Source organism: Bradyrhizobium sp. PUT101, from assembly GCF_052043945.1.
Lineage (GTDB): Bacteria > Pseudomonadota > Alphaproteobacteria > Rhizobiales > Xanthobacteraceae > Bradyrhizobium.
Map to the genome: position 1 here is coordinate 3,559,255 of NZ_CP197207.1, position 26,215 is coordinate 3,585,469.

The window sequence follows — 26,215 nt, forward strand, 5'->3', positions numbered from 1 at the left end:
GATGGCGATCCAGATTGGCGACAAGCTGCCCGATGCGAAATTCCGCGTGATGACGGCGGAAGGTCCGCAGGTGAAGACCACCGACGATATCTTCACGGGCAAGAAGGTGGCCCTGTTCGCGGTGCCCGGCGCCTATACCGGCACCTGCCACAAGATGCATCTGCCGAGCATCTTCCTCAATGCTTATGCGATGAAGGACAAGGGCGTCGACACGATAGCCATCGTCTCCGTCAACGACGCCTTCGTCATGAACGCCTGGAAGCGCGACACCGACCAGCGCGACGAGGCCGTCTTCCTCGCCGACGGCAATGCCGATTTCACCAAGGCGATCGGCATGGAGCTGGACGCCTCCGCCAACGGCCTCGGCATCCGCTCCAAGCGCTATTCGATGCTGGTCGAGGACGGCGTGGTCAAGAAGCTGAACCTCGAGGCGATGCCCGGCAAGGTCGAGGTCTCCGGCGGCGATACGCTGCTGGGGCAGCTGTAAGGCGGCCCGATCCTAGCCACAAATGACACTGTCATACCCCGGCTCGACCGGGGCATCCAGTACGCCGAACCTTCTCGGCTGAATCACAACTGCCTCTGGGATACTGGATCGCCCGCCTTCGCGGGCGATGACAGTTCAGGGTGGAGCGTCGACGGCGCTCCTACTCCCGCACCCGCTGCTGCAACCGCGCCATCGCAATGCCGTCGCGCGCGAGCTGATCGGCGCGCTCGTTCTCGGGATGGCCGGCGTGGCCCTTGACCCAGTGCCAGCGGACCTCGTGCTGCTTCAGCGCAGCATCCAGGCGCTGCCATAGCTCGACATTCTTCACCGGCTTCTTGTCGGCGGTGCGCCAGCCGTTGCGCTTCCAGCCGAAGATCCAGCCCGTGATGCCCTGACGGACATACTGACTGTCGGTATAGAGATCGACCGTGCACGGCTTCCTCAGCGCTTCGAGCGCCGAGATCGCCGCCATCAACTCCATCTGGTTGTTGGTGGTGTGCCGCTCGCCGCCGTTCAGCTCCTTTTCCTTGTCGCCGAACCTCAGGATCGCGCCCCAGCCGCCGGGCCCGGGATTTCCCGAGCAGGCGCCGTCGGTATAGATCGTGACATTGGGAAGCTCGCTCACGCCACCACCCCTGACGGCGTCAGCCCATAGTCTCGCACGCTCGTCACGCTCTGGTGGAAGCGCAGCTTGCGGGCATATTCCAGCGGATCCTTCGGCTTGACCAGCGCGCCGGGCGGCACGTTGAGCCAGTCGACCAGCCGCGTCAGCAGGAAGCGGATCGCAGCGCCGCGCGCCAGCAGCGGCAGCGCCGCCTCTTCCGTCTCGGAGAGCTTTCGCACGCGGCCATAGGCATTGAGAAAAGCCCGCGCCTTGGTGACGTTGAAGGAATGATCCGGCTCGAAGCACCAGGCGTTGAGGCAGATCGCGACGTCATAGGCCAGCATGTCGTTGCAGGCGAAGGTGAAGTCGATGATGCCAGAGAGCTTGTCGCCGAGGAAGAAGACGTTGTCGTTGAAGAGGTCTGCGTGGATCACGCCCTCCGGCAGATTGGTCGGCCAGACGCCGCTCGAGAGATAATCGAGCTCGGCGGCAAGAAAATCGCGCAGGCCCGGCTGCACTTCGTCGGCGCGGCGTGAAGCTGCGTCGAACAGCGGCCGCCAGCCGGAAACCGAGAGCGCATTGGTGCGCTTGATCGCAAAATTCGCGCCTGCCAGATGCATCTTCGCCAGCCCCTCGCCGACCCCGGCGCAATGGGTCGCGTTCGGCTTGCGCGGCCAGACGCCTTCGAGAAAGGTGATGATCGCCGCGGGCCGGCCTGCCAGCTCGCGCAGCGCCTCGCCGTCTTTCGCCTTCACAGGCAGCGGACAATTGACGCCGTGCTCGGCCAGATGTGTCATCAGCGCGAGAAAGAACGGCAGATCGTTCCTTGCCACGCGCTTCTCGTAGAGCGTGAGAATGAACGAGCCCTTGCTCGTGTGCAGCAGGAAGTTGGAATTCTCGACACCTTCGGCGATGCCCTTGTAGGAGAGCAATTCGCCGAGATCGTATTGTTTCAGGAAATCCGCAAGCTCGTCGGCGGCGACGTCGGTGTAGACCGCCATAAACGTCTACTCGGCGGCAGCTTCGGGGCGCACCGAGCGCGGCAGCGGGAAGAACTCGTTCTCCTCGGCGGCCGAGACCGTCTCCACATGCAGCGTGAAGCGCTCGGCGAACGCGTCCATGATCTCCTCGACGATCACCTCCGGCGCCGAGGCGCCCGCGGTGATGCCGAGGCTGGTGATGTTCTCGAACCGCTTCCAATCGAGATCGGCGGCGCGCTGCGCCAGCACGGCGATCGGGCATCCCTCGCGCTCGGCGACCTCGCGCAGGCGCTGCGAGTTCGACGAGTTCGGCGCACCGACCACGATCAAGGCGTCCACCACCGGCGCCACCTTCTTCACCGCGAGCTGGCGGTTGGTGGTGGCGTAGCAGATGTCTTCCTTGTGCGGGCCGTTGATGTTCGGGAAGCGCTCCTTGAGCAGCGCCACGATCTCCGCGGTGTCGTCGATCGACAGCGTGGTCTGGGTCACGAAGGCAAGGTTGTTGGGGTCCTTCGGTGTGATCGTCTTGGCGTCCTCGGCGGTCTCGATCAGGGTCACGGCGCCGGGCGGAAGCTGGCCGAGCGTGCCGACCACCTCGGGATGGTGGGAGTGGCCGATCAGGAAGATCTCACGGCCGCGCTTGAAGTGGATCGCCGCCTCGCGGTGCACCTTGGTCACCAGCGGACAGGTCGCATCCAGCGAGAACAGATTACGGGACTGGGCGTCGGCCGGAACCGACTTCGGAACGCCGTGGGCCGAGAACACCACCGGGGCGGTGGTGTTTTCCGGGATTTCAGCGAGTTCCTCGACGAAGATGGCGCCCTTCTTCTTCAACCCGTCGACGACGTATCTGTTGTGCACAATCTCGTGGCGAACATAGACCGGGGCGCCGTACTTATCGAGCGCCCGTTCCACGGTGTCGATCGCCCGGACCACGCCGGCACAAAAGCCGCGGGGAGAACAAAGCACGATCTTGAGGTCTGGTTTGGCTGACATTGAGCGATCTCGGGACCGAATCGCCCGTTTCGCCTTCTGGCGGGGGCGGTCGATGGATGGAATAGGGGCTTAGAACCGTCGGCTTGAACCCTACAGCGGTTCAAAGGGAATTGGGCCCCCTTTCGGGCGGTGTCAAGGCACTATCTATAGCAGAACCATTGCGTGGCTACCCCCTCCCGGCTTATATAGCGCGAATTCCCTGTCATCGCTGATGACCACCGGTTTCGCCTCCAGAGGGGTGGGCGAAGCACAAAGGAGATTTGCCATGAGCAACGCACCTCTGATGCCCAAGGCGACCGCCGTCTGGCTGCTCGACAACACCGCGCTGACCTTCGACCAGGTCGCCGATTTCACCAAGATGCACCCCCTCGAGGTCCGCGCGATCGCCGACGGCGACGCCGCCCAGGGCATCAAGGGCATGGATCCCCTTTCCAACGGCCAGCTGACCCGCGAGGAGATCGAGAAGGGCGAGAAGAACCCGGATTACCGGCTCCGGCTCCAGGAGAGCAAGGTCGTGCTGCCGCCGCAGCCCAAGCGCAAGGGACCGCGTTACACCCCTGTCTCGCGCCGCCACGAACGGCCGAGCGCCATCCTCTGGCTGCTGCGCAACCATCCGGAACTCAAGGACGCCCAGATCATGCGCCTGGTCGGCACCACCAAGAGCACGATCGCGAGCGTGCGCGACCGTACCCACTGGAACACGTCGTCGCTGACGCCGATCGACCCCGTCACCCTCGGCCTGTGCTCGCAGATCGAGCTCGACTTCGAGGTGCAGCGCGCCGCCAAGGAAAAGCCGATCGACGCAACCTATGGCGGCGCGACCCTGCTGCCGGCCTCCGAGACCACCCGCAAGGACGAGTACGAGCCCGCGGAGAAGTCCAGCGACGATCTCAATGTCGACGCCGTGTTCGCCAAGCTGAAGACGCTCGGCGGCAAGAAGCAGGACGAAGAGGAGGAGTAAGGGTCTGCTCTTTGTCTGCGGCCGAATGCAATAAAACGCGGCGGGAAAACCCGCCGCGTTTTATTTGTGCGCCCCACCCTCGATGTCGTGCCGGCGCCCTCCTTGAGGCCGCTCAGAACTTGTACGTCACACCCGCGCCGACCAGCCACGGATCGATATGCGCGGTGCCGGTGACCGGCAGGCCGGAGACGGTCGCCGAGTAATTCGGACGCAGCCAGAGCTTCTTGACGTCGACGTTGAGACCCCAGTGCCGGTCGATCATGTAGTCGAAGCCGAACTGGACGGCGCCGCCCCAGGCGTTGCTGACGTGCAGGTTGGTGGTGGTGGCGACGATCGCGGGCGGACCGGCGATTGCAGCCGGCGCATTCGCGGCGGAGTTGTTGAAGAACACCGTGTAGTTCACGCCGGCGCCGATATAGGGCTTGAACGCGCCGAAATTGTCGAAGTGATATTGCAGCGTCAGCGTCGGCGGCAGCAGCGTGGTCTTGCCGATCGGCAGGTTTGCCAGCGAGCCGGTGCCGCTGATCGAGTGCCTGGTCACGCCGAGGATCAGCTCGGCCGCGATGTTCCTGGTGAAGAAATAGCTGATGTCGAGCTCGGGGACGACCTGATCGCTGATCGAGAGGCCGGAATTCGGCGACGAGAGCGAGGGCACGCCCGCCACGTTCACGCTGCTGCCGCCGCCATCAGGCAGCACGCCGAGCGCGCGCAGGCGGATCATCCATGGATTGAACGCCTCTACCGGCGGCGGCGCCTTCTTGTAGACTGGCAAATCGGCAGCCTGCGCCGAGGCAAAGGTGCCCACGAGCATCGCGCCAATCGTGGCGAGCCGCGCCAGGTTTCTCGTCGTTCTGTGCATTTCAATCCCCTTCAGCCATCTCTCGCGCATCGTTGCGCGACATCAGCGTCAGAGCAGAAAGGGGATGGTGAAGGATTTGATGCCGATCAAATCAGGCGAAACGCGGCAGGATTTGTGTCGCGGCGTTGCAGATGTGTCACGAAAAGCGCGAATGCAAGGCGCGTGGCGCGGCACCATGATGCCGCGCTCACATCAGGGCCGCTCGGGATGGTTCAGCATGTACTCGCCGAGGTCGCGCTGGCGGCGGTCGGCGCGGGCGATGGCGGCATTGCGCTGGACGTCGCGATCCTTGCGGCAGGCCACGTATTCCGGCGAGCCCTGCGCATAGCCCCGGCTCAGGCAGACCGCGTCATCGTCGTCGCCGCCCATCGCCACCGGCGTCTGGTAGCGCGCGGAGCAGGCGGAGAGCATGAGGCCCGCAAACACAATCGCAAGGAACGACTTCGAATTCATGGCAGCTCTTTCGTCCTCATAGTGAGGAGCCCGCGCAGCGGGCGTCTCGAACCATGAAAGGCCCGGATGCAGCAGCGGGGCCTTTTCATCCTTCGAGACGCGCGCAGGGCGCGCTCCTCAGGATGAGGGTTGAGCGGAAAAATGCGGCCTATTCAAGCCCCATCGGGAGACCGTCACACCCTTCCCTTCAGCGCCTCCCCGATCTCCTCGAGCGCCTTGGGATCCTCGATGGTCGCCGGCATGGTCCAGGATTCGCCGTCGGCGATCTTCTTGATGGTGCCGCGCAGGATCTTTCCGGAGCGCGTCTTGGGCAGGCGGCCGACGGTGATGGCGAGCTTGAAGGCGGCGACCGGGCCGAGCTTGTCGCGCACCAGTGCGATGATCTCCTTCTCGATCTCGGCGGGCGGGCGCTTCACGCCGGCCTTGAGCACCAGGAAGCCGCAGGGCACCTCGCCCTTGATCGCGTCCTTGACGCCGAGCACGGCGCATTCGGCGACATCGGGATGCGAAGCCAAAATCTCCTCCATGCCGCCGGTGGAAAGCCGATGGCCGGCGACGTTGATGATGTCGTCGGTGCGGCCCATGACGAAGACATAGCCGTCCTCGTCCTTGTAGCCGGCATCGGAGGTTTTGTAGTAGCCGGGGAATTCGCTGAGATAAGCCTCCTTGAAGCGCTCGTCCTGATTCCACAGCGTCGGCAGACAGCCCGGCGGCATCGGCAGCTTGATGACGATCGAGCCCATGGTGTTGGTGCCGACCGCCTTTGCCGCTTCATCGACGACGTCGACCTGGTAGCCCGGCATCGGCACCGTCGGCGAGCCGTGCTTCACGGGCAGCATGCCGAGGCCGACCGGATTGCCGGCGATGCACCAGCCGGTCTCGGTCTGCCACCAATGGTCGATCACCGGCACCTTCAGCTGCTGCTCCGCCCATTCCACCGTCGGCGGATCGGCGCGCTCGCCGGCGAGGAACAGCGTGCGGAATTTGGAGAGGTCGTACTGCCGGATGAACTTGCCTTCCGGATCGTCCTTGCGGATGGCGCGGAATGCGGTCGGAGCGGTGAAGAAGGCCACCGCCTTGTGCTCGGAGATCACGCGCCAGAACGCGCCGGCATCGGGCGTGCCGACCGGTTTGCCCTCGTACATGATCGAGGTCGCGCCATGAAACAGCGGGCCGTAGACGATGTAGCTGTGGCCGACCACCCAGCCGATGTCGGAGCCGCACCACCAGACCTCGCCCGGCTTGACGCCATAGAGGTTGAACATCGACCATTTCACCGCGACGAGGTGTCCGCCATTGTCGCGCACGACGCCCTTGGGCACGCCGGTCGTGCCCGAGGTGTAGAGGATGTAGAGCGGATCGGTCGCGGCGACGGGCACGCAGGGCGCCTTCTTGCCGTCGTTCAGCGCCTTTCGGCGCAGGCTGGCCCAGTCGTAGTCGCGGCTTGGCGTCATCTCGCAGGTGAGTTGCGGGCGCTGCAGCACGATGCAGGCTTTCGGCTTGCTGCCGGCGAGCCTGATCGCCTCGTCGAGCAGCGGCTTGTAATGGACGATACGGCCGGGCTCGATGCCGCAGCTGGCGGAGAGGATCAGCTTCGGCTGCGCGTCGTCGATGCGGGTGGCGAGCTCTTTCGCGGCAAAGCCGCCGAACACCACGGAGTGCACCGCGCCGATGCGCGCGCAGGCGAGCATCGCGACCACCGCTTCCGGCACCATCGGCATATAGAGGATGACACGGTCGCCCTTGGCGACGCCGAAGTCCTGCATGACGGCGGCGAGCGCCTGAACCTCGTTCAGCAGTTCGGCATAGGTGAGTTTGGTGACCGAATTGGTCAGCGGCGAATCATGGATCAGCGCGACCTGGTCGGCACGGCCGCGTTCGACATGGCGGTCGAGCGCATTGTAGCAGGTGTTGACGACGCCGCCGGCAAACCAGCGGCCGTAGGTTCCTTGCGAGGGATCGAAGATCCTCGTCGGAGGCTCGATCCAGTCGATCTCCTTCGCCGCCTCGGCCCAGAAACCTTCGGGATCGGCCAGCGAGCGCGCGTAGACCTCATGATAACGACTTTTGCCGTCGACGTTTCCCTGGACGTTCATTCCCGCACTCCCGTACCTTTATTCGCCAGCCCTTGACCCTTGTGGCAGGACGGGCGCCCCGCCATGACCAGGATCAATTGCCGGCCTTGTTGTGGGCTTATTTTCGCGGGAACGGGCCGCGGTTCAAGCCGAAAAGGACGGACCTCGTCGAAACGACGAGAGATCCGTGGAAGATCGGGCAAACCAGCGCCGCAGCACGGGTGGGCTCTCTCCCCCTGTGGGCCCCGCAAGAGGGGAGAGAACGCAGTGTACGCGTGGCGGAGCCTAGCTCTCCATCGCGTTCAGCTTCTGCAACCGCTCCTGCATCGCCTTTTTGAGATCATAGCCCGGCCGGCCGAAACCGGCATTGCGGCGCGCGATGAATTCATCCTGCTCGCGCTGGAGTGCCTTCGCTTCATCCGCATTGCGCGCCGCGCGGATCACGCGGGCGTTCGATGCAAAAATCTCCCGGTCGAGATCGGCGAGCTCGCGGTTGCCGCAGATCGCCCTTTCCACCGCGCGGCGCGCTCGCGCGCAATTGAAGCTGGGCTTGCCGGCGACCGCCATCTGCGCGCCGATTCGCTCGAGCTCGCGCGCCATCGCCTTGTGATTGGCCTTGGCCTTCGCGTGGTTCGGATCGATCTTGAGTGCTGCGCCGAAATCCTGCACCGCCTTGGGCTTGTCGCCCTTCTTCAGCCAGAGCTCGCCGCGCGCGTTGAAGATATCCGCAAGGCCCGGATCGAGCTCAAGAGCACGGCTATCGTCGGCGATAGCACGGTCGACCTGGTCGTGCCTCGCCAGCAGTGCGCCGCGCGCGATCAGCACCTTGATCAGGTCTTCCTTCGCCGTCCTCCCATCGTCGATCACGGCGGCGCAGGCGATGGCCGCCTTGTCCACGTCGTCGGCCGCGGTCGCCGCAAGGCAGAGCTCGACATCGACCTGCGTCACCGCAACCGACTCGCCGCCGGTCGCAGCATCGGCCGGGGCGAGCGAGAGTGCGTAGAGCAGCCCGGCGCCGAACAGGTGAATGAGAGAACGCATGCTCGTTGCTGTCGGAGAGTCTTGTCTTGGGGTCTTGCCTTGACGCCGTACTATCCACCATACGGCCGGTTTGGTGCTAGCTTGTGGCGCCGCTCAGATCGGTCTCGGGGATCATCGTGTCGACATTCGAATGGATCATCGCGCTTCTGCTCGGCGCTGTTGCCTTATCGGCGCTTGCGCGGCGGATCAAGGTCCCCTACCCGACCTTTCTCGCCATCGGTGGCGCGCTGATCGCCTTCGTGCCGTCCAGTCCGTCCTGGGCGCTGGAGCCGGACCTGGCGTTGGCCCTTTTTGTCGCACCGGTCCTGCTCGATGCCGCCTTCGACACCTCGCTGCGCGATCTGCGCAACAACTGGGTTCCGGTTTCGACCCTGGTGGTCGCCGCGGTCGGCCTGACCACGGCCGCCGTGGCCTATGTCGCGCACCGGCTGATGCCCGACATGCCCTGGGCCGCCGCGGTCGCGCTCGGCGCGATCGTGGCGCCGCCCGATGCGGCCGCTGCCGTCGCGATCCTGAGCCAGGTGAAGCTGCCTCACCGCATGGTGAAGGTGCTGGAGGGCGAGAGCCTGCTCAACGACGCCAGCGCGCTTCTGATCTATCGCATTGCCGTCGGCGCGGTCGCCACCGAGCACCTGACATGGAGCCAGGTCGCACCGACCATGGCGCTGGCCCTCGTCGGCAGCGTCGTCGCAGGTCTCGCCGCAGGCCGCATCATTCCGCTGTTCATGGAGCGGGTGAGGGAAGCGCCGAGCGCCATCATCGTGCAGTTCGCCACCACTTTCCTGGTCTGGATCGCGGCCGAGCATCTCGGCCTCTCCGGCATCCTCACCATCGTGGTCTATGCCATCACGGTCGCGCGGACGGCGCCGGCGCGCATGCCGGCGCGGCTGCGGGTGCCGTCCTATGCGGTCTGGGAGACGATGGTGTTCGTGCTCAACGTGCTCGCCTTCATGCTGATCGGCATGCAGATGCGGCCGATCTGGACGCGGCTCGACGCGGACGTGCGCTGGGAATATTGCGTGGCCGCCGCCTGGATCCTGCTCACGGTGATGCTGGTGCGGCTCGGCTGGGTGACGTTCTATCGCACGACCCTGCGCGTGCTGATCGCAAACGGGCTCTATCATCCGAAGGATCCGAAGCAGATCGCGTCGCCCAAGGGCGGCCTCATCATCTCCTGGTGCGGCATGCGCGGCCTCGTTACGCTCGCGACCGCCTTTGCCCTGCCGGAGGGTTTTCCCCATCGCGACTTCATCGTCTTCATCGCCTTTGCGGTGGTGCTGGGATCGCTCATCATCCAGGGCCTGACGCTGCGGCCGCTGATCCTCGCCTTCGGCCTGACGGACGATGATCCCGTCGGCATCGAGGTCGCGCGCGGTCGCGCGGTCGCCTATCGCGCGGCGCTGGATGCGATCGAGAGCGATCCGTCGGAGGAGGCGGAAATCCTGCGGCTCGAATATCGCGCCATCCTGATGCAGACCGAGACCGATCCGAACGGTGGCATCGCCAGCGGCGAATTGCCGGCCGATCCCCTGCGCCGCCGCGCCATCGAGGCCGCACGCAAGTCGATCTTCGATCTCCGCGCCACTGAGGTGATCGGCGACGACGCGTTTCATCGGCTGGAGGAAGAGCTCGACCGCGCAGAATTGAGCGCGGGCGGATAAATCGACGATTCACCGTCGTCCCGGACGAGCGCGCCAAGAGCGCACGCCGATCCGGGACGACAGTGGGGTTTGAACCAAACCCCGCTTCCCCAGACTCACCCCACATGACGACTCTGATCGACGACCGTCGTGTACGCGCGCGTGATGCGTCGCCTGCACGATATTTTTATCTCCACATGGCCCTGGCCTGCGCGGCCACCGCCTTTCTCGGCTTCGCACCGACCTATTGGGTGCCGCTCGCCAACCGGACGCTCTCCGCAAGTCCCGTGATTCACTTTCACGGACTCTTGTTCTTCACATGGTCGCTCTATTTCGTGCTCCAGACCTGGCTCGCGGCCTCGGGCCGCGTGGTCAATCACCGCTCGCTGGGCATCGCCGGCGTATCGCTCGCGACCGCGATGACGATTTTCGGCTTCCTCGCCTCGGTGCACGTGATGCAGCATTCCGCCGCGCTCGGGCAGAAGGAAGCCGGCATCGGCTTCTCGATCGTGCCGATGAGCGGAATCGCGTTCTTCGCCGTGGTGTTCGTGCTGGCGATCATGAACACGCGCAGACCGGAGGTCCACAAGCGCCTGATGCTGCTCGCGGCGGTCTCGATCCTCGATGCCGCGATTGCGCGCTGGTTCCTGACCTTCCTCGCGCCTCCGGGACCGCCCGGCCCGCCGCCGGTGCCGGCGACGATTGCGCCGGCTGTTGTCGCTTCCCTTCTGCTCGTCGCCGCCATGGTGCGCGACTGGCGCACTGAAGGCCGCGTACATCCGGTCTACATCTACGGCACGCTCGCGCTTTTGGCGGTGAAGGTACTGAACTGGCCGGTCAGCGAGAGCGCCGCGTGGCATGCGTTCGCCGGCGGCATCCTGGCGCTGGCGCAGTAATCACCGCTGTCGTCCCGGACAAGCGCAGCGAAGCGGAGCGCCGATCCGGGACGACAGCGGAGTATGAGGCGCTTACGCCCCCGCCTTGCACGTGATCCCGCCGTCGACCACGAGCTCGATTCCCGTCACGTATTTCGACTCGTCAGAGGCCAGGAACAGCGCGGCGTTGGCGACGTCGAAGGCATCGCCCATGTGGCCCATCGGCACCTGCGCATCGCGCGCGCGCCACATGGCTTCCACGTCGCCCTTGGCGTAGCTGGCGGCAAGCCCCGCTGAATGTTCGACCATCGGCGTCTTCATCAGGCCGGGCAGGATCGCGTTGACGCGCACATGATGGCGCGCGAACTCGATCGCCGTGGTGCGCGTCATCTGGTTCATCGCCGCCTTCGAGGTGCCGTAGGTGACGTAGGAGATGCCCATGTGGCGGATCGAGGCGATCGAGGAGATGTTGATGATCGAGCCGCCGCCCTGCTTCACCATGACGGGGATGACGTGCTTCATGGAAAGATAGGCGCTCTTGAGGTTGACGCTGAAGACGCGGTCCCAGCTCTCCTCGCTCACCTCGACCACGCTGCCCATCTCGGCGATGCCGACATTGTTGTCGAGCACGTCGATGCGGCCATAGACCTTCAGGCACGCCGCGACCATCGCCTCGATCTCACTTGCGCGCGACACGTCGGCGGTGAACGCCGTTGCCTTGCCGCCTTCCTCGGTGATGATCTTCGCGGTCTCCTCGGCCGCAGCACCATTGCGATCGACGCAAAACACCTGCGCGCCCTCGCGCGCGAACGTCGCCGCGGTCGCCTTGCCATTGCCCCAGCCGGGGCCAATCGAGCCGGCGCCCACCACCATCGCAACCTTGCCCTTGAGCCGATCCATCGTGTGTCTCCCCTTGCTGTTTTTTGTAGCCCGGATCGCTGCAAATCTTCATCGTGGTGACGTTAGCACCGATCGGATGCCCGACAATCTCCGACAATGTCCGGCACTTCCCGTCATGGCACAATCGCCACTCCCCGGCCGCACCGGAATTACCGAGCACGACCTCGTGCATCGGCGGACGCTGCGGCCGCCATTGAAACCAGCCATCGACGAGCCGCGCCTCGGGCGGCGGCTCCATGCCGGGGCCGGTGCCCTTGACGCGGGCCTGCACCAGCTCGAGGCCGGCGGGCGTGACACGCCAATCTTCCTGCCATTCGACCTTCGCGATCGAATGCGTCCAGGCCAGCGTGAACGCGGACAGCGCCAGCGCCTTCACGCCTGATGCCGTTGCGAAGCAGAGGCTCACGCCGCCTCGACCGCCGCCGGCGGGCGCTGCCGCCATTGCCACAGCACGAGCGCAGCAGCGAGCACGAAGCCCGCGGTGTCGCTGAACGGGAATTCGCCGAGCAGGCAGAACGCGGCGCCGAGCGCAACGAGGCGCTCGATCAGCGTCAGCCGCGTGAACAGGAAGCCGATCGCGACCATGCCGAACAGGCCGATCGCCACCAGCGCCTTGGTGGCAGCCAGCGCCACGGCGCCATAGAAGCCGAGCTTGGCCGCCATGGGATCGCCGGCCTGGAGCATCAGAGCCGGCGAAGAGACGAAGATAAAGGGGATGACGTAACCGGCGAGCGCGATGCGCATCGCCTCCCAGCCGATCTTGTCCGGGTTCTCCTTTGCGATCGGTGCCGCCGCAAGCGCGGCTAGCGCCACCGGCGGCGAAAGGTCGGCCATGATGCCGTAGTAGAACGCGAACATGTGGCTCGCGATCAGCGGCACGCCCAATTTGGCGAGTGCAGGCGCGGCGAGCGCGGCGGTGATGATGTAGGTCGGGATGGTCGGAATGCCGGTGCCGAGCAGGATCGACAGCAGCATGGTCATGACCAGCGCCAGGAACAGGCTCTTCTCGCCGAGACCGATCACCCAGCCGCCGAAGATGGTGCCGACACCGGTCTGCGACATCATGCCGATGATGACGCCGACGATGGCGCAGGCCATGCCGACCGTGATGGCGGATTTTGCGCTTTCAGCCAGCGCATCGCGGCAGGCGCGCAAGGCTGCAAAACCGCCGCGGACGAACGCGGTGATCACGATCAGCCCGACCACGACGCACGCGACCGGCACGATCTGGAGGCCGTCGCGCGACAGCGCGGCGACGACCAGCGCGAGCCCGATCCAGAAGATGTAGCGGATGACCGTCGCCGAGACGCCTGCGGTGATGCTGGTCCCGAGGATCAGCGCCACTGTCAGCGCGAGACCCATGCTGCCGGCATAGAGCGGCGTAAAGCCTTCGAACAGCATGTAGACGAGCGCGGCGAGCGGCAGCACGAGGTACCAGCGCGTCACCAGCGCCTTCCAGGCGCTCGGGATCTCCGAGCGCTTCATGCCGACGAGACCGTGCTTGCCGGCCTCCAGATGCACCATCCAGAAGGCTGAGGCGAAATACAGAATCGCAGGGATCGCGGCGGCCTTGACGATCTCCGAGTACTGAACGCCCAGCGTCTCCGCCATGATGAAGGCGACCGCGCCCATCACCGGCGGCATGATCTGGCCGCCCATCGACGCCGTCGCCTCGACGCCGGCGGCGAAGGCGCGGCGGTAACCGAACCTGATCATCAAGGGAATCGTGAACTGGCCGACGGTGACGACATTGGCAACGCCCGAGCCGGAGATGGTGCCCATCATGCCCGAGGCGAACACCGCGACCTTGGCAGGCCCGCCACGGGTGCGGCCGAACAGGCCGAGCGAGACGTCGGTGAAGAGCTGGATCATGCCGGCGCGCTCCAGAAACGAGCCGAACAGGATGAACAGGAAGATGTAGGTCGCCGAGACGTAGATCGGCACGCCGTAGAAGCCTTCGGTGCCAAACGACAGATGCGTGACGATCTGGTCGAAATCATAGCCGCGATGGTTGAGCGGCGACGGCAGGTACTGGCCGAAGAACCAATACAGCAGACACGCGCCGCACATCAGCGGCAGCGCCGCGCCCATCAGGCGCCGCGTGCCCTCGAAGATCAGCACCGCCAGCAGCGTGCCGACCACCAGATCGAGCCGGGTCGGATCACCGTCGCGCGCGATCAGGTCCGCGTAGAAGATCCACTGATAGAGGCCGCAGAAGAAGCCGGCACCACCGATCACCCAGCCGAGCGCACGGCCGAAATTGCTCTTCGCGGTGAAGTTGGCGATCAGGCCGAAGGTGAGCAGAACGAGGAAGCCGACATGGACGCCGCGGACCACCTGGCTCGGCAGATAGTTGAAGGCGGCGACATAGAGCTGGAAGGTGGCAAAGGCGATGCCGATCCAGTAGGCGAGCTGGCCCCACCAGCCTGGACCGAAGCCTTCCGGGAAGCCATGCTCGAAATTGTCGAACTCGACCTTGATGGGGGCAGCTTCAGTGCCCTCTGCCTTTTCCAGCATCCAATCCGTTCCCAACCGTCAGCGCTTATAGCATTGGCAGAGCGTCTCCAGACCGTCATGCCCGGGGCTTGTCCCGGGCATCCACGATCTTTCTCGCCTGGCGTCAGAACGTGGATGGCCGGGACAAGCCCGGCCATGACGTCCAACAGCGAGAGCCGATCTTACTTGATCAGCCCTTTTTCCTTGTAATAGCGGATCGCGCCGGGGTGCAGCGGAACCGGGCTGCCATTGGCGGCGTTCTCGAGCTTGATCTCCTTGCCGGCCGCGTGCGCGTTGACGAGTTCCGGCAGCGACTCGTAGACCAGCTTGGTCATCTGATAGGCGAGATCGTCCGACACCGCCGAGCTGGTCACGAGGTAGTTCACGACAGCAGCCGTCGGGACGGCCTTGTCCTGGCCGGTATAGGTGTTGGCGGGAATGATCGCGGAGATGAAGGGCGGGCCGATCTTGTCGACGGTCTCCTTCGGCACCGACACCACCGTGATCGGGCTCGAGGTCGACAGGTCCCTCAGCGAGGCGACACCAAGGCCGGCCGATTGCAGCGTCGCGGCGAGCTGGCGGTTCTTCATGAGATCGACGGATTCGGCGAAGGGCAGATACTCGACCTTGCCGAGATCCTTGTAGCTCATGCCGGCGGCCGCGAGGATCGCGCGCGAGTTCAGCTCCGTGCCGGACTTCGGCGCGCCGACCGACAGGCTCTTGCCCTTGAGGTCGGCCAGCGTCTTGATGCCGCTGTCGGCGGTCGCGACGATCTGGATGTAGTTCGGATAGATTGCGCCGATGGTCCTGAGCTTGTCGAGCTTGGACTTGAAGCCCGCCTCCTCCTCGCCGTCCCAGGCCGCTTTCAGCGAGTCGCCCAGCGTAAACGCGAGCTCGCCGCGTCCCTGCTGCAGCAGGATCAGATTCTCGACCGACGCCTTGGTGGCCTGCACCTGCGTCTTCACGTTCGGAATCTTCTCGCCGTAGATCTTACCGATTGCGACGCCAAGCGGATAATAGACGCCAGAGGTGCCGCCGGTCAGCACGTTGATGAAGGATTGCGCATGCGCGCAAGGCGCCGATGCCGCCAGAGCAAGAGCCGCGGCCACGCCGAAAATCGTCCGTTTCATGGTTGTTGTACTCCCCAAACCGGCCGCGAAATTGGCCGGATGAAGGGTGCGGGTCAACCCATCCAAAAGGCAAAACAGGACTGCGGCAAATGGCCGTTCCGGCTCGATGTTTGGGGAACCCGGGTGCGGCGAGATGGCGCAGCCGTGGTCCGGAGCTGTATTGGGTGCGATGGTTGGAGCGGCTTGCTCGGTCACCTCTCCCGCTTGCTTGCGGGAGAGGTCGGCGCGTAGCGCCGGGTGAGGGCTTTCTCCTCTGGGAGAGTCCCGTTGCGGAGATTCCCTCTCCCCAACCCTCCTCCGCAAGCGGGGGAGGGACCGCACCGTCAATGGCAACCCCTCACTGGAACGTCATGTCCAGGCACTTCGAGATGTCGGAGCCGAGGCCGGAGGAGATGATGATGCAGCCGCGCACTTTCTGCGCGGTGACGTCGGCGGCCCAGACCGAATAGCCGCCGGGGCCGAAGAACGAGTTGGTGTTCGGCGGCTCGGTCTCGGTCGCGTCGAAATCATATTTGCCGTCGGTCTCGAAGATGCGCGGCTTCCTGGAGCAGCCGCCGTCGGTCTGGACGTTGATGACCTCCTTGTTGTCGCGGGTCAGCGCCAGGGAAACCTGGCAGCGGAAATATTCGGAGGTCTTGGTGTTGAAGAGATAGGTGTAGGACTTGCAGGTCGCCGTGTTCAGCTTGCCCGGGGCAAGGCCGCGGCTGCACGAAATGCGCTGATTATGGCTGAGCTGGTAATCATCGGCCCGGGCCGCCGGCGCCATCGCCGTCAGCGACAATGCAGCAGCCCAGCAAAGCTTGATCACATGGCGCATCCGAATCATCCCTACCAGTAATTTTGTCGAATTGCGTTCTAGACGGAAAGCGGAACATAGTCGCGAGGGGACGGAGGGAAAATCACAAGCTGCTGGGCAGGACGTGATGCGCTGCGGCGCTTTCGCAAATTGACCCGGACAGATCGTTCGTGATTTGTTCAAACTCGGAATGTCCCGACCGCGGGAGGATGGGATGACGGCGTTTTCAATCAAGGCATTTGCAATCGCAGCTCTGCTGGGCGCCTTTGCCGCGCCCGCATCGGCACAGACCGCGGCGACGCCGTGGGAGCTCAGATCCGACATGGGCTATGCCTATGACAAGGACGGCAAGACCTTTTCCTACAAGATGGGCACCAGCAACGCCGGCGAACTGCTGAAGGGCGCCAAGAAGGTGCCGAAGGGCACACTGTTCTTCATCGGCCACAACGGCCAGCTCTACATGCGTAGCGGCCCTTACCTGGAGGGCGACGGCAAGTTCAAGTTCGGGCCGGATCAGTAACGGCTCGAGCAGGCGGGGGCGACAGAGCCCGCCACACTCTCGGTGTCATCACCCGCGAAAGCGGGTGAGCCAGTATTCCAGAAGCCGTTGTGATCGAATCGAGGGGCCGCGGCGTACTGGATGCCCCGGTCGAGCCGGGGCATGACAGCGGAGATGCGGTGAGATGAAGGGCTAAAACGCCGCCGCGAGCTCCCGCGCGCCGGCCTTGTTGCTGTTCGAGTCCATTCGCTCGTCCGTCACGGCGAGCAGCTTGGCCACCGTGTTGTGGCGGATCGCGACCGGATTGCGCTCGTAGCCGCCGCGCTGGAAGAAGTTCGAGGTCGGCACCTTCTCGCGCATCGCCTGCGGCATCGTCACCATGTCGAGACCGGTGCCGTCGCCGGTGAGGTTCATCATCTCGAGCTCGGCGGCGGTGAGCGGACGGCTATGGCCCTTGGCGCGGGCGAACAGCACCGACGTCAGCAGCTTGTGGGTCTGAAGCATCGGCCCGATGTCGACGTCGAGCACCATCGCATGCATGGCCCAACCCTGCGGAGTGCCGCCGATCTTCTCGTGCTCCGACCAGGTGTCGGGCACCGACTTCGCATGCGCCACCATCTTCCTGAGCACGGCGAGCTTGTGCTCGAGCGCCTGGCGCGGCGGCCCCGAGGTCCTCGCCACCTTCTCGGAAAGCGCGCGAATCAGTTCATGCCCCTGCTCGGCGAGCAGCTCGACACTGTTCGTGGTCAGCAGCTGGTTGTAGCCCATCGCGGTCGAGATCGCGCGCTTGCCGCCGTGCTCGATGCCCGCCTGCACATCGTAGCTGCCGGTGCCGCCGGTCTCGAACGAATAGACCCGCACCGCCTGCTCGCGCGTCAGGCCCGAGGCGAGCGCATAGCGCGCATAGGCGCGCTTGAACTCGACCTCGCTGGACGGGCGCTGCGGCGTGAACTGGTAGAGCTCCCGCGCCGCGCGCAGCAGATCGGCGACCACCGGAATAGGCTTTCGGGGCGGGCGCTCCGGCGTTTCCTCCGGCTCCGGATTCACCGGGCGTTTCGGCCCGGTATAGAGCGGCGGATGCTCCAGGACGTAATCGTCGAGCGTGATCTGCTGCCGATTGCGCCGCTTGGCGTTGCGCGTCTTCCGCTTCTCGTAGATCTGGCTCCAATAGGCGCCGGCCTCGGCATCGAAGGCGGCGCGCGCGGCCTGATATTCCGCGAGCTTGCGGCGATATTCGAGCACGGCCGGCGAGGCACCTTGCGCGAAGAACTGCGACAGCAGCTGGGCGTTGGCATTGCGAACGGCCGCCGGCAGCGCGTCGGCCTCGCCGCCGCGCGCGGCGGGTGAGATCAGGACAAGTGCGAGTGGAACCAGCGCCAGGTTTTTTCGAATCGATCGATGCATGCTGCCCTCTTAGCAGGCATCCGGTAACCGTCACGTTAACGCGCCGTTTACCATCATCACTTCCAAGCAAACACCGGTTGTTCCAGGTCGGTGACGCGGGTCTGCCGCCCCGCCAGCACCTCGCGGAACTGGTAGATCAGCGCCGCCGTCGGGGCGTGGATCAGGCTCATCTGGTGGTGGAAACGAACCACACGGCGCGCGCTTTCGGGAATCGCGACGAAATCGAAAGCGTCCTCGCGCTCGATCGTCGCCAGCGCGATGCGATGCACGGAGGCGACCTCCTCCGGGTTCGGCCGGATCGCAGCGCTGCCGGCGGCCCAAACCACGACCGGCGTGATCAGATAGCCGGAACGCGTCGGATAATCGTCGAGCGTGCCGAGCACATCCGCATTCGTGAGGCGAAGGCCCAGCTCCTCGTCGAGCTCGCGCAGCGCCGCCTCGACCGGCGTCTCGCCGGGATCGCAGCGGCCGCCCGGGAGTGCCCATTGACCGCGATGGGCGCGCAGATGCGATGCGCGCAGCGTGAGCAGCAGCGCAGTGTCGTCGCCCTCGTTCGCGGTCAACGCAACCGCCACCGCGGCGCGCTTCAGCCCCGCCCGCGCATCATCCTCCTGCAGGCGCGTGAAGGCTGCGCAGGCATCCGCGATATTCCGTCGTGTGGCATCGTCGAACGGTCTCATGATGCTTGACTACACCACGTCCGGCCCCGATGAAATGCGCTCGCGAGGCCCGCACAGGAACGGACGACGACATGACCACCAAGGCCGCCGCAAGGCTGAAATCAGACGGCTGGAGCATCCTGGAGACCACGGGTTTCCTCCACCTCGTCGGTCCCTTGTGGGAGCGCAAGGTCGACGGCCATTACGAGTTCGCCCTCGCGACCGAAGACAAGCATCACAACCGCCGCGGCATGGTCCAGGGCGGCGTGATGATGACCTTTGCCGACCGCACCTGCGGCATGACGGCCCGCTATGTCTCTGGCAAGGAATATCTGGCGACGGTGCAGCTCGACACCCACTTCGTCGAGGCCGGCCAGATCGGCGACATCCTGATCTCCCGCCCGCGCGTGGTGCGCTCGACCCGCACCCTGATTTTCATGAGCACCGAAGTCAGCGTGGACGATCGCTGCGTCGTGATGGCGAATGGCGTGTTCAAGATATTGAAGGGGCCGGCGTAGGCGAAGCGGTCAGGCTGCCACCGCCCTCTCCGCGTCATTGCGAGCGCAGCGAAACAACCCGGCATCTCTCCGCGGACGCAGCACTGGATTGCTTCGCCGCGCTCGCAATGACTGAACCGGATGGCTATGCTGCGCCCCATCGCAGCGTTGAGGACCCGCCCATGCAATATCGCCAACTCGGCCGCAGCGGCCTGAAAGTGTCGCCGATCTGCCTGGGCACCATGATGTTCGGTGGGCCGACCGATGAAGCCGCGTCAAGGCGGATCATCGCGAAGGCGCGCGATGCCGGGATCAACTTCATCGACACCGCCGACGCCTATTCGAAAGGCGCATCCGAAGAGGTGGTGGGGCGCGCGATCGGCAACAACCGTCACGCCTGGGTGCTCGCCACGAAGCTCGCAAATCCCATGGGCGGCGACCCCAATCGCGGCGGGCTGTCACGACGCTGGGTCTTGCAGGCCGCCGACGAAAGCCTGACGCGGCTCGGCACCGATCACATCGACATCTACTATCTGCACAAGGAAGATCACGCCACACCGCTGGAGGAGACGGTGCGCGCAATGGGCGACCTGATCCGCGCGGGCAAGGTGCGCTATTTCGGCGTTTCGAACTACCGCGCCTGGCGCGTCGCCGAGATCTGCAACATCTGCGACCGGCTCGGCATCGATCGACCCGCGGTGAGCCAGCCTTACTACAACGCCATGAACCGCATGCCGGAGGTCGAGCACTTCCCGGCCTGTTCCTACTACGGTCTCGGTATCGTTCCCTATAGTCCCCTGGCGCGCGGCGTGCTCACCGGCAAGTACAAGCCAGATGCAGCCCCCGACAAGGAGACACGCGCGGGCCGCAACGACACTCGCATGATGCAGACCGAATGGCGGCCGGAATCGCTTCGTCTCGCGCAGGAGATCAAGACGCACGCGGAGAAGAAGGGCATCACCGCCGGCCAGTTCGCGGTCGCCTGGGTGCTGAACTCCGCCTTCGTCTCGTCGGTGATCGCCGGTCCCCGCACCGAAGAGCAATGGGACGGCTACATCAGCGCGCTCGACTATCGTTTCACCGCGGAGGACGAGGCGCTGATCGACCGGCTGGTGACGCCGGGCCACCCCTCGACGCCGGGCTACAACGACCCGGCCTATCCGATCGAGGGCCGCCGCGCGCGGACGGCGTAAGGGTGGGAGACGACGATGCCGCTTGAAGACCGCTACGGCCTGCCGCTCTCCACCACTTCGCATGAGGCGGCGGCCGCCTATCGCGAAGCCGTCGACCTCATGCTCGCGGGCTGGACCGGCACGGCGGAGACGCTGGAACGCGCGATTGCGACTGACCCGGATTTCGCGCTGGCCCATATCGCCCGCGGCCGCGTGCATGCCTTCTACCAGCAAGGCGATCTCGCGCGAAGCAAGGCGGCGCTGGCACGCGAACTGGTGGCGAAGCGCGGCACCGAGCGCGAGCGCTCGCATGTCGAGACGCTGGCGCTCGCGATCGAGGGCCGGCTGCCCGAGGCGATCGCATCGACGCTGAAGCACATCGACGCATGGCCGCGCGACGCCGTGGTGCTGTCGCTGCCGCTCGGCGCGTTCGGCCTGTTCGCATTCTCCGGCATGGCCGACCACGATCGCGCGCGGCACGAGCTCTGCGAACGCGTTGCGCAGCACTATGGTGAGGACTGGTGGTTCCTCACCATGTCCGGCTGGGCGATGACGGAGAATGGCGACGTCGTGCGCGGCCGCGCCGTCACCGAGCGCGGCTTCAATCTGCGCCGGGCGAATGCCCACGGCGCGCACGCGGTGCTGCATGCGATGTTCGAGGATGGATCGATCGATGCGGCCGACCGCCTCGTCGACGAATGGATCCCCACTTACGACCGCGCCGGAATCCTGCACAGCCATATCCGCTGGCACCAGGCGCTCGGCGCGCTCGAGCATGGCGATGCGGCGCGGGCGCTGTCGATCTATGCCGACGTGCTTCAGCCCTCCGCCACGCAGGCGCCGCCGCTCAACGTCGTCACCGACAGCGCCTCGCTGCTCTGGCGCCTGTCGGCCTACGGCCATGCCGTTCCGAAGACGCTGTGGCGCGAGGCTGATGCCGCCGCGCAAAAGCTGTTTCCGAAGTCGAGCCTGTCCTTTGCCGACGTCCACATGGCGCTGTTCGCGGCCGCAACGCAAAACCGCGAGGCGCTCGCCGCGCGCCTTGGGGCGATCGAGCAGCGGCTCGCTGACGACAAGCTGCCCGCCGGTCCCGTGGTACCGGCAATCTGCCGCGCGCTCCTGGCTTTCGCCGATGAGGACTACGGGACTTGCGTCCAGGTGCTCGCGCCGGTCCTCGGCGAGGTCGCGCGCATCGGCGGCAGCCATGCCCAGCGCGAGCTGATCGAGGACACCTTTATCGTCGCGCTCATGCGCAGCGGTGAGCTGCCCCGCGCCCGCGCCTTGCTGGATGCCCGCCTGCACCGCAGGCCCTCGCTTCGGGATGCGCGCTGGCAGGCGGCGACAGGCTAGCTCCGCCACGAAAAAAACACTGCCCTGATGCCATGTGCCGACCGGACGGGTTGGGCAATTTGGGCGAAGGCGCCGTCGGGGGTGACGCAGTGGTATTCCAGGCGGGAATTGCGGAGCAAACGGGATCGCAACCAATTTACGGTTCGATGGTTGTTGGACGGACATTGTCCGCCGCCACGGCCCCCTGGCACACGAGCCCGACGATGCGCCTCTGCCGACCGGTCCTCGCCGCCCTGATCACGTCCTTGGCAAGTCCTTGTTTTGCCGAGACTTCCCGACCCATTCCGGTCAACAATCCGCAGCCGCAGCAGAACGCCTTTATCGATCTCCTGGCGCTGATCTCCGGCCACTGCAAGACGTTCAAGGTCGCGGGCCGCACCTATGCCTGCAAGACGGTGGCCTACGCCCACGGCGACAAGGGCCGGGTCAATTTCGCGGTCGCGGTCGATGATCCCGCAGATGCGAACCACGTCGTGTCGTTCTCGGGCGAGAACGGCAAGCGCGCCGACGACAATTCCTACGAGCTGCCGATCGACCGCATGCTGCTGAACTCCAAGGACCGCCCCAGGGTCGACGGCCTGCCGGTACCGGTCGAGCAGACCTCCACTGGCGTCTGTCGCCAGACCGGCAATTTCGCCGCCAAGAAGGTGAACGACGTCACCTGCTCGGCGACCGACAACGAGGGCCGCAAATACGAGCTCTTGTTCGTCTCCGACGGTACGCCGGTCAGCGTGCGCCGCATCCGCCAGTCGGCGCCGTCGATCCAGGACCCATTCAAGTAGCCATCACGCGAACGCCTTCTCCAGCGTCGCGAAGATCACGGCGAGCGACTTGTCGTGCCGCGTCACCGGTGGCACCGGGCGATCGATCTTCATGAGCCGATAGACCGCCGTCTGCGCCGCACGCACCGAATATTCGACGGTGAACACGACGTCATCAGGGATCTCGACGAACTGGCTGACGAAGGCGAGATTGACGGAATTTTCGGGCACCGGCAGCGGCCGGTCGGTGGCGTTGCGCGGCATGAACATGCTGGTGATGTAGGGCATGCGGCAGGGAATGCAGATCGCATCCTCGAACACGGCGGGATCGAAGTTCAGGTGGCCGCAGAGCTCCTTCAGGATGTCGGCGCCGCCGCAATCCGACATCGGCTTTGCCACGAAATTGCCGATGCGGTCGGGATGCAGCGCATAACCCCAGAACACCTGCACGTTCTTCGGCTGGCCCGTGAAATGCGGCTGGTGATAGAGCACGACCGACATCAGCCAGTTGGAATCCTTGAACGTGACGAGGCCGCCGGTGCCGGCCCTGTTGCCGGAGAACGCCTCCATCCGGTCGAAGAACCGCGGATCGCGGCAGGTGACGGTGAAGGACAGCCAGTAGGATTCGGGGATCGAGCTGTTGAACACGGACGGATTGCCGAATTCGGGACGTCCTTTCGCGATCGTCTCCCACAGCGCCCAGCCCTGACTGTCGGCCTTGGTCAGGCGCGGCGGCGGCTCGGTCATCGTGCCCAGGCTCGAAGCATCCGTCATCGAGCCGTTCTGGAAGAAGACGAGATCGCCGTCATCGACCCGGACGTTGGCGGTGCGGCTGTCGCGGTCGAGTGTGAGCTGACGCACGCGCAGGCGCGCGCCGTCGGCCTCGAACGCAATGTCGGTGACGCGCGTGCCGCGCACAAACTGCACGCCCTGGCGCTTGAGCCAGTCGGCGAGCGGCCGCACGATCGCGTCATACTGATTGTAGATGGTGCGCTTGACCCCGCCGAGCGTCTCGATGCGCGGAAACTCGCTCATGAAGCGGTGCAGATAGCGCTTCAGCTCGACAGCGCTGTGCCAGGGCTGGAAGGCGAAGGTGGTCTGCCACATGTACCAGAAATTGGACTCGAAGAATCCTGGCGACAGCCAGTCGGTGATGCGGCTATTGCCGAGCGTCTCTTCCGAAGCTTCGGTGAGCCGCAGCAGCTCGATCCGGTCGCGCGCGGAGAAGCCCATGTGCGAAACGTCGACCTTGAAGCGGTTGCGGTCGACCAGCCGCGCGCGGGAATGCGCCGGGTTCTCTTCGTTGAAGGCGATCGTCTCGTCGCGCACGCTGAGGCCGGGATGCTCGAGCGAGGGAATGCTCGAGAGCAGATCCCAGGTGCATTCGTAATGGTCGGTGGTGAGCATGCGCCCGCCGCGCAGCGAATAGGCGCCGCTCGCGAGCTGCGCGCCGTCGAGGCTGCCGCCGACCAGCGGCTGCGCCTCGTAGATCACGATGTCGCGCCCCAGCAGCTGCGCATCGCGAACGAGGAACGCCGCGCCCGCGAGCGATCCAATGCCACCGCCGATGAAATACGCCTTCATGACCTGCCTCGATTGCATTTCGAATGTCGCGGCCACATTGCATCGGGCGGCGGCGGCCGAAGTTGCGCTGGATCAAGGGCGGCCGGAGGCGAAATCACGTCGACGTTATCGCCACCGGCTTCTTGGCGTAGATCTGCTCGATCTCGGCGGCGAAGCGGCGCTCGAGCGCGGGGCGCTTGTTCTTCAGCGTCGGCGTGAGCAGGCCGCCGGCAATGGTCCACGGATCCAGCGTCCACCATACCGCGCGCGGCGTCGCGTAGGACGGATAGGCCTTCACGGCGGCCGCAATTCTGGCCAGCAGCGCGGCCCGCTCCGCCGCGGCGCCTTGATTGCCGCTCGCCGCGAGCCTTTCTTTCTCCTGCACCCAGGCTTTTGCATTCAGCACGACCAACGCGGCGAGGAACGGCCGCTGTTCGCCGATCACCAGTGCCTGCTCGAACAGGGGATCGGCGAGGATCGCGGTCTCCAGATCCACCGGCGCGATCTTCTCGCCGGTCGAAGTGACCAGGATGTCCTTGATGCGGCCGGTGATGGTGATGCGCCCATTCTCGATGCGGGCCTGATCGCCTGTGTGCAGCCAGCCGTCGGCCTGCTTGACCCTGCGCGTCTCCTCCGGCTTGTGCCAGTAGCCGAGCATCACGCTCGGCCCGCGCACGAGCAGCTCGTCGAGCTCGCCGAGCCGGACCTCTAGACCGTCCAGGACGCGGCCGACGGAGGTCGGATCGTTGTCGTCGGGCGTATTGACGGAAACGACTGGCGAGGTCTCCGTCATGCCGTAGCCCTGAAGGACGTCGAGCCCGAGCGCGAGAAACAGGCGGATGACCGGCTCGGCAATCGGAGCCCCGCCGGAGACCGCAACGCGCAGGCGTCCGCCGAACTGGGCCAACACCTTGTCGGCGACGAAACGCTTCAGGAGCGGCCAGGCGAGCCGGTCGAACAGCGCCTGCGAGCCGCGACCCTGCCGCGCATCGAAGCGCCGGCCCCCGACGGCAAGCGCGAGATTGAGCAGCGCGCGTTCTGCGCCGCCGGCCGCCGCGCGATGTTGCATGATCAGGGCGTAGATGCGCTCATAGATGCGCGGCACCGAGACCAGCACCGTCGGCCGTACGATTTTCAGGTCTTCCCCGAGCTGCGACACCGAGCGCGCATAGGCGACGCAGGCCCCCGCCGCGATCGGATAATAGTAGCCACCGGTACGCTCGAAGGTGTGCGAGAGCGGCAGAAAGGACAAGAAGACATCGTTCGGCACGGCCGCGATGCGCTGCGCGACGGCCTTCACGTTGGCGACGATATTGCCATGCGACAGCATAACGCCCTTGGGCCGCCCCGTCGTGCCCGAAGTGTAGACGATGGCGGCAAGATGGCCCGGCTCGACCGTGACGTCAACCAGCGGCGCGCTGGCGCTGCGGGGCTCCGCAAGCCAGCGATCGAGCGCGACGATGCGGGTATCGGCAGCACTGAGCCCCGTCGCATCCGCGCAAACGATGCGCTTGAGATGGTCGAGCGGCTGGCCAGTCGAGGTGATCGCCTGCCAGCGCGACAGCGTATCCACGAACAGCAGCAGCGCACCGGAATCGGCGAGGATGTAGGCGATGCTGTCGGGGTTGTCGACGGCATGCATCGGCACCGGAACGAGCCCACGCGACAGCGCCGCCTGATCCATCGCGACATGCGGAATGCCGTTCGGCATCAGGATGGCGACCCGCTCGCCGGCCGCAAAGCCCTCCGCAGCCAGCGCCCGCCGCCAGCGCTCGAATTCCGCATCGATTTCCTGCCAGGACTGACTGACCCAGCGTCCGGCAGCGCCGTCAAAATGGCGATAGGCCTCCGCCGCCGGCGTCGCATGGACGCGCCAGCGCAAGAGCTCCGGCAGTGTCATCACGTCAGCGAGCGACTGCGGTTGACTGTTCGGCACCGGCATGGCGTTCTTTCTTAACCTTCTCGATTCCCCAACCATTTGGGGCCTCGAGAGTAGGCCGGCCAGACCGTGCCGCCT

24 protein-coding genes and 1 pseudogene are annotated in these 26,215 nt (G+C 65.4%); 9 read left to right on the forward strand and 16 right to left on the reverse strand.

All coding sequences use genetic code 11. From position 1 onward, the window contains the following. Position 1 precedes the first annotated feature (1 nt). Positions 2-487: a peroxiredoxin gene (locus ACSHT2_RS17400; protein WP_440642628.1), complete on the forward strand. Its 486-nt coding sequence runs from the start codon at positions 2-4 to the stop codon at positions 485-487. 160 nt (positions 488-647) lie between these two features. Here the strand turns inward: ACSHT2_RS17400 and rnhA are convergent, their stop codons facing one another. From rnhA to ispH, 3 genes are read right to left on the reverse strand one after another with little or no spacing between them, the layout of a single operon-like run. Continuing rightward, complete coding sequence (gene rnhA, locus ACSHT2_RS17405) at positions 648-1,112, reverse strand: ribonuclease HI (protein WP_440642629.1); 465 nt, start codon at positions 1,110-1,112, stop codon at positions 648-650. After that, positions 1,109-2,092, reverse strand: coding sequence for a homoserine kinase (locus ACSHT2_RS17410; RefSeq protein ID WP_440642630.1), 984 nt, complete (start codon positions 2,090-2,092; stop codon positions 1,109-1,111). The genes rnhA and ACSHT2_RS17410 overlap by 4 nt, the downstream gene beginning before the upstream one ends. A 6-nt stretch (positions 2,093-2,098) precedes the next feature. Beyond that, positions 2,099-3,067: a 4-hydroxy-3-methylbut-2-enyl diphosphate reductase gene (gene ispH / locus ACSHT2_RS17415; RefSeq protein WP_440642631.1), complete on the reverse strand. Its 969-nt coding sequence runs from the start codon at positions 3,065-3,067 to the stop codon at positions 2,099-2,101. Between the two features lie 265 nt (positions 3,068-3,332). On the opposite strand from ispH, the gene ACSHT2_RS17420 reads away from it, so the two are divergent. Beyond that, on the forward strand, positions 3,333-4,028 hold the full coding sequence (locus tag ACSHT2_RS17420) for a DUF1013 domain-containing protein (protein WP_440642632.1): 696 nt from the start codon (positions 3,333-3,335) through the stop codon (positions 4,026-4,028). Between the two features lie 112 nt (positions 4,029-4,140). On the opposite strand, the gene ACSHT2_RS17425 is transcribed toward ACSHT2_RS17420, so the two are convergent. The 4 genes from ACSHT2_RS17425 to ACSHT2_RS17440 all read right to left on the reverse strand — a co-directional run bounded on the left by ACSHT2_RS17425 (position 4,141) and on the right by ACSHT2_RS17440 (position 8,456). Further along, entirely contained in the window at positions 4,141-4,887 is a 747-nt protein-coding gene (locus ACSHT2_RS17425) for an OmpW/AlkL family protein (protein WP_440642633.1), read from the reverse strand. Between the two features lie 192 nt (positions 4,888-5,079). Continuing rightward, positions 5,080-5,340, reverse strand: a complete 261-nt coding sequence (locus ACSHT2_RS17430; protein ID WP_271527075.1) for a hypothetical protein — start codon at positions 5,338-5,340, stop codon at positions 5,080-5,082. A 173-nt stretch (positions 5,341-5,513) separates the two neighbouring features. Continuing rightward, the gene (locus ACSHT2_RS17435) at positions 5,514-7,436 is read right to left on the reverse strand and encodes a propionyl-CoA synthetase (protein ID WP_440642634.1); all 1,923 of its coding nucleotides are present in this window, start codon (positions 7,434-7,436) and stop codon (positions 5,514-5,516) included. A 264-nt stretch (positions 7,437-7,700) separates the two neighbouring features. After that, positions 7,701-8,456, reverse strand: a complete 756-nt coding sequence (locus tag ACSHT2_RS17440) for a tetratricopeptide repeat protein (RefSeq protein WP_440642635.1) — start codon at positions 8,454-8,456, stop codon at positions 7,701-7,703. An 83-nt stretch (positions 8,457-8,539) separates the two neighbouring features. Between ACSHT2_RS17440 and ACSHT2_RS17445 the strand changes: the two genes are divergently transcribed. Both ACSHT2_RS17445 and ACSHT2_RS17450 read left to right on the forward strand, forming a co-directional pair. Next, positions 8,540-10,117, forward strand: coding sequence for a cation:proton antiporter (locus ACSHT2_RS17445; RefSeq protein ID WP_440642636.1), 1,578 nt, complete (start codon positions 8,540-8,542; stop codon positions 10,115-10,117). A gap of 104 nt (positions 10,118-10,221) precedes the next feature. Then, positions 10,222-10,992: a hypothetical protein gene (locus tag ACSHT2_RS17450; protein WP_440642637.1), complete on the forward strand. Its 771-nt coding sequence runs from the start codon at positions 10,222-10,224 to the stop codon at positions 10,990-10,992. Positions 10,993-11,064: 72 nt separating this feature from the next. Here the strand turns inward: ACSHT2_RS17450 and ACSHT2_RS17455 are convergent, their stop codons facing one another. From ACSHT2_RS17455 to ACSHT2_RS17475, 5 genes and pseudogenes are all read right to left on the reverse strand, one after another. Continuing rightward, complete coding sequence (locus tag ACSHT2_RS17455) at positions 11,065-11,871, reverse strand: SDR family NAD(P)-dependent oxidoreductase (protein ID WP_440642638.1); 807 nt, start codon at positions 11,869-11,871, stop codon at positions 11,065-11,067. A 31-nt stretch (positions 11,872-11,902) separates the two neighbouring features. Continuing rightward, a pseudogene (locus ACSHT2_RS17460) lies at positions 11,903-12,313 on the reverse strand (DUF1850 domain-containing protein); the annotation flags it as partial. Continuing rightward, on the reverse strand, positions 12,274-14,388 hold the full coding sequence (locus ACSHT2_RS17465; RefSeq protein ID WP_440642639.1) for a TRAP transporter permease: 2,115 nt from the start codon (positions 14,386-14,388) through the stop codon (positions 12,274-12,276). The pseudogene ACSHT2_RS17460 and the gene ACSHT2_RS17465, both read right to left, overlap by 40 nt. Positions 14,389-14,549: 161 nt before the next feature. Continuing rightward, complete coding sequence (locus tag ACSHT2_RS17470; protein WP_440642640.1) at positions 14,550-15,497, reverse strand: TAXI family TRAP transporter solute-binding subunit; 948 nt, start codon at positions 15,495-15,497, stop codon at positions 14,550-14,552. Positions 15,498-15,834: 337 nt separating this feature from the next. Beyond that, positions 15,835-16,314 carry a hypothetical protein gene (locus tag ACSHT2_RS17475; protein ID WP_440642641.1) on the reverse strand — a complete coding sequence of 160 codons (480 nt, stop codon included), beginning with the start codon at positions 16,312-16,314 and terminating at the stop codon, positions 15,835-15,837. Between the two features lie 193 nt (positions 16,315-16,507). Between ACSHT2_RS17475 and ACSHT2_RS17480 the strand changes: the two genes are divergently transcribed. Beyond that, entirely contained in the window at positions 16,508-16,813 is a 306-nt protein-coding gene (locus tag ACSHT2_RS17480; RefSeq protein ID WP_440642642.1) for a hypothetical protein, read from the forward strand. Positions 16,814-16,984: 171 nt separating this feature from the next. Here the strand turns inward: ACSHT2_RS17480 and ACSHT2_RS17485 are convergent, their stop codons facing one another. Together ACSHT2_RS17485 and ACSHT2_RS17490 are read right to left on the reverse strand one after the other, a co-directional pair. Beyond that, positions 16,985-18,196, reverse strand: a complete 1,212-nt coding sequence (locus ACSHT2_RS17485) for a hypothetical protein (protein WP_440642643.1) — start codon at positions 18,194-18,196, stop codon at positions 16,985-16,987. A 56-nt stretch (positions 18,197-18,252) separates the two neighbouring features. Continuing rightward, positions 18,253-18,879 (reverse strand): NUDIX hydrolase, encoded by a 627-nt coding sequence (locus ACSHT2_RS17490; RefSeq protein WP_440642862.1) that lies wholly within the window; start codon positions 18,877-18,879, stop codon positions 18,253-18,255. Between the two features lie 68 nt (positions 18,880-18,947). Between ACSHT2_RS17490 and ACSHT2_RS17495 the strand changes: the two genes are divergently transcribed. From ACSHT2_RS17495 to ACSHT2_RS17510, 4 genes are all read left to right on the forward strand, one after another. Then, positions 18,948-19,373, forward strand: a complete 426-nt coding sequence (locus tag ACSHT2_RS17495; protein WP_028182163.1) for a PaaI family thioesterase — start codon at positions 18,948-18,950, stop codon at positions 19,371-19,373. A gap of 161 nt (positions 19,374-19,534) precedes the next feature. Further along, complete coding sequence (locus ACSHT2_RS17500; RefSeq protein WP_440642644.1) at positions 19,535-20,545, forward strand: aldo/keto reductase; 1,011 nt, start codon at positions 19,535-19,537, stop codon at positions 20,543-20,545. Positions 20,546-20,560: 15 nt separating this feature from the next. Continuing rightward, positions 20,561-21,874 carry a tetratricopeptide repeat protein gene (locus tag ACSHT2_RS17505; RefSeq protein ID WP_440642645.1) on the forward strand — a complete coding sequence of 438 codons (1,314 nt, stop codon included), beginning with the start codon at positions 20,561-20,563 and terminating at the stop codon, positions 21,872-21,874. Positions 21,875-22,077: 203 nt separating this feature from the next. Beyond that, on the forward strand, positions 22,078-22,656 hold the full coding sequence (locus ACSHT2_RS17510) for a hypothetical protein (protein WP_440642646.1): 579 nt from the start codon (positions 22,078-22,080) through the stop codon (positions 22,654-22,656). A gap of 3 nt (positions 22,657-22,659) precedes the next feature. Here the strand turns inward: ACSHT2_RS17510 and ACSHT2_RS17515 are convergent, their stop codons facing one another. After that, a complete protein-coding gene (locus ACSHT2_RS17515) occupies positions 22,660-24,237 on the reverse strand; it encodes an oleate hydratase (protein ID WP_440642647.1) in 1,578 nt (525 codons plus the stop codon). 76 nt (positions 24,238-24,313) lie between these two features. Further along, positions 24,314-26,140, reverse strand: a complete 1,827-nt coding sequence (locus ACSHT2_RS17520) for an AMP-dependent synthetase/ligase (RefSeq protein ID WP_440642648.1) — start codon at positions 26,138-26,140, stop codon at positions 24,314-24,316. Between the last annotated feature and the right edge of the window lie 75 nt (positions 26,141-26,215).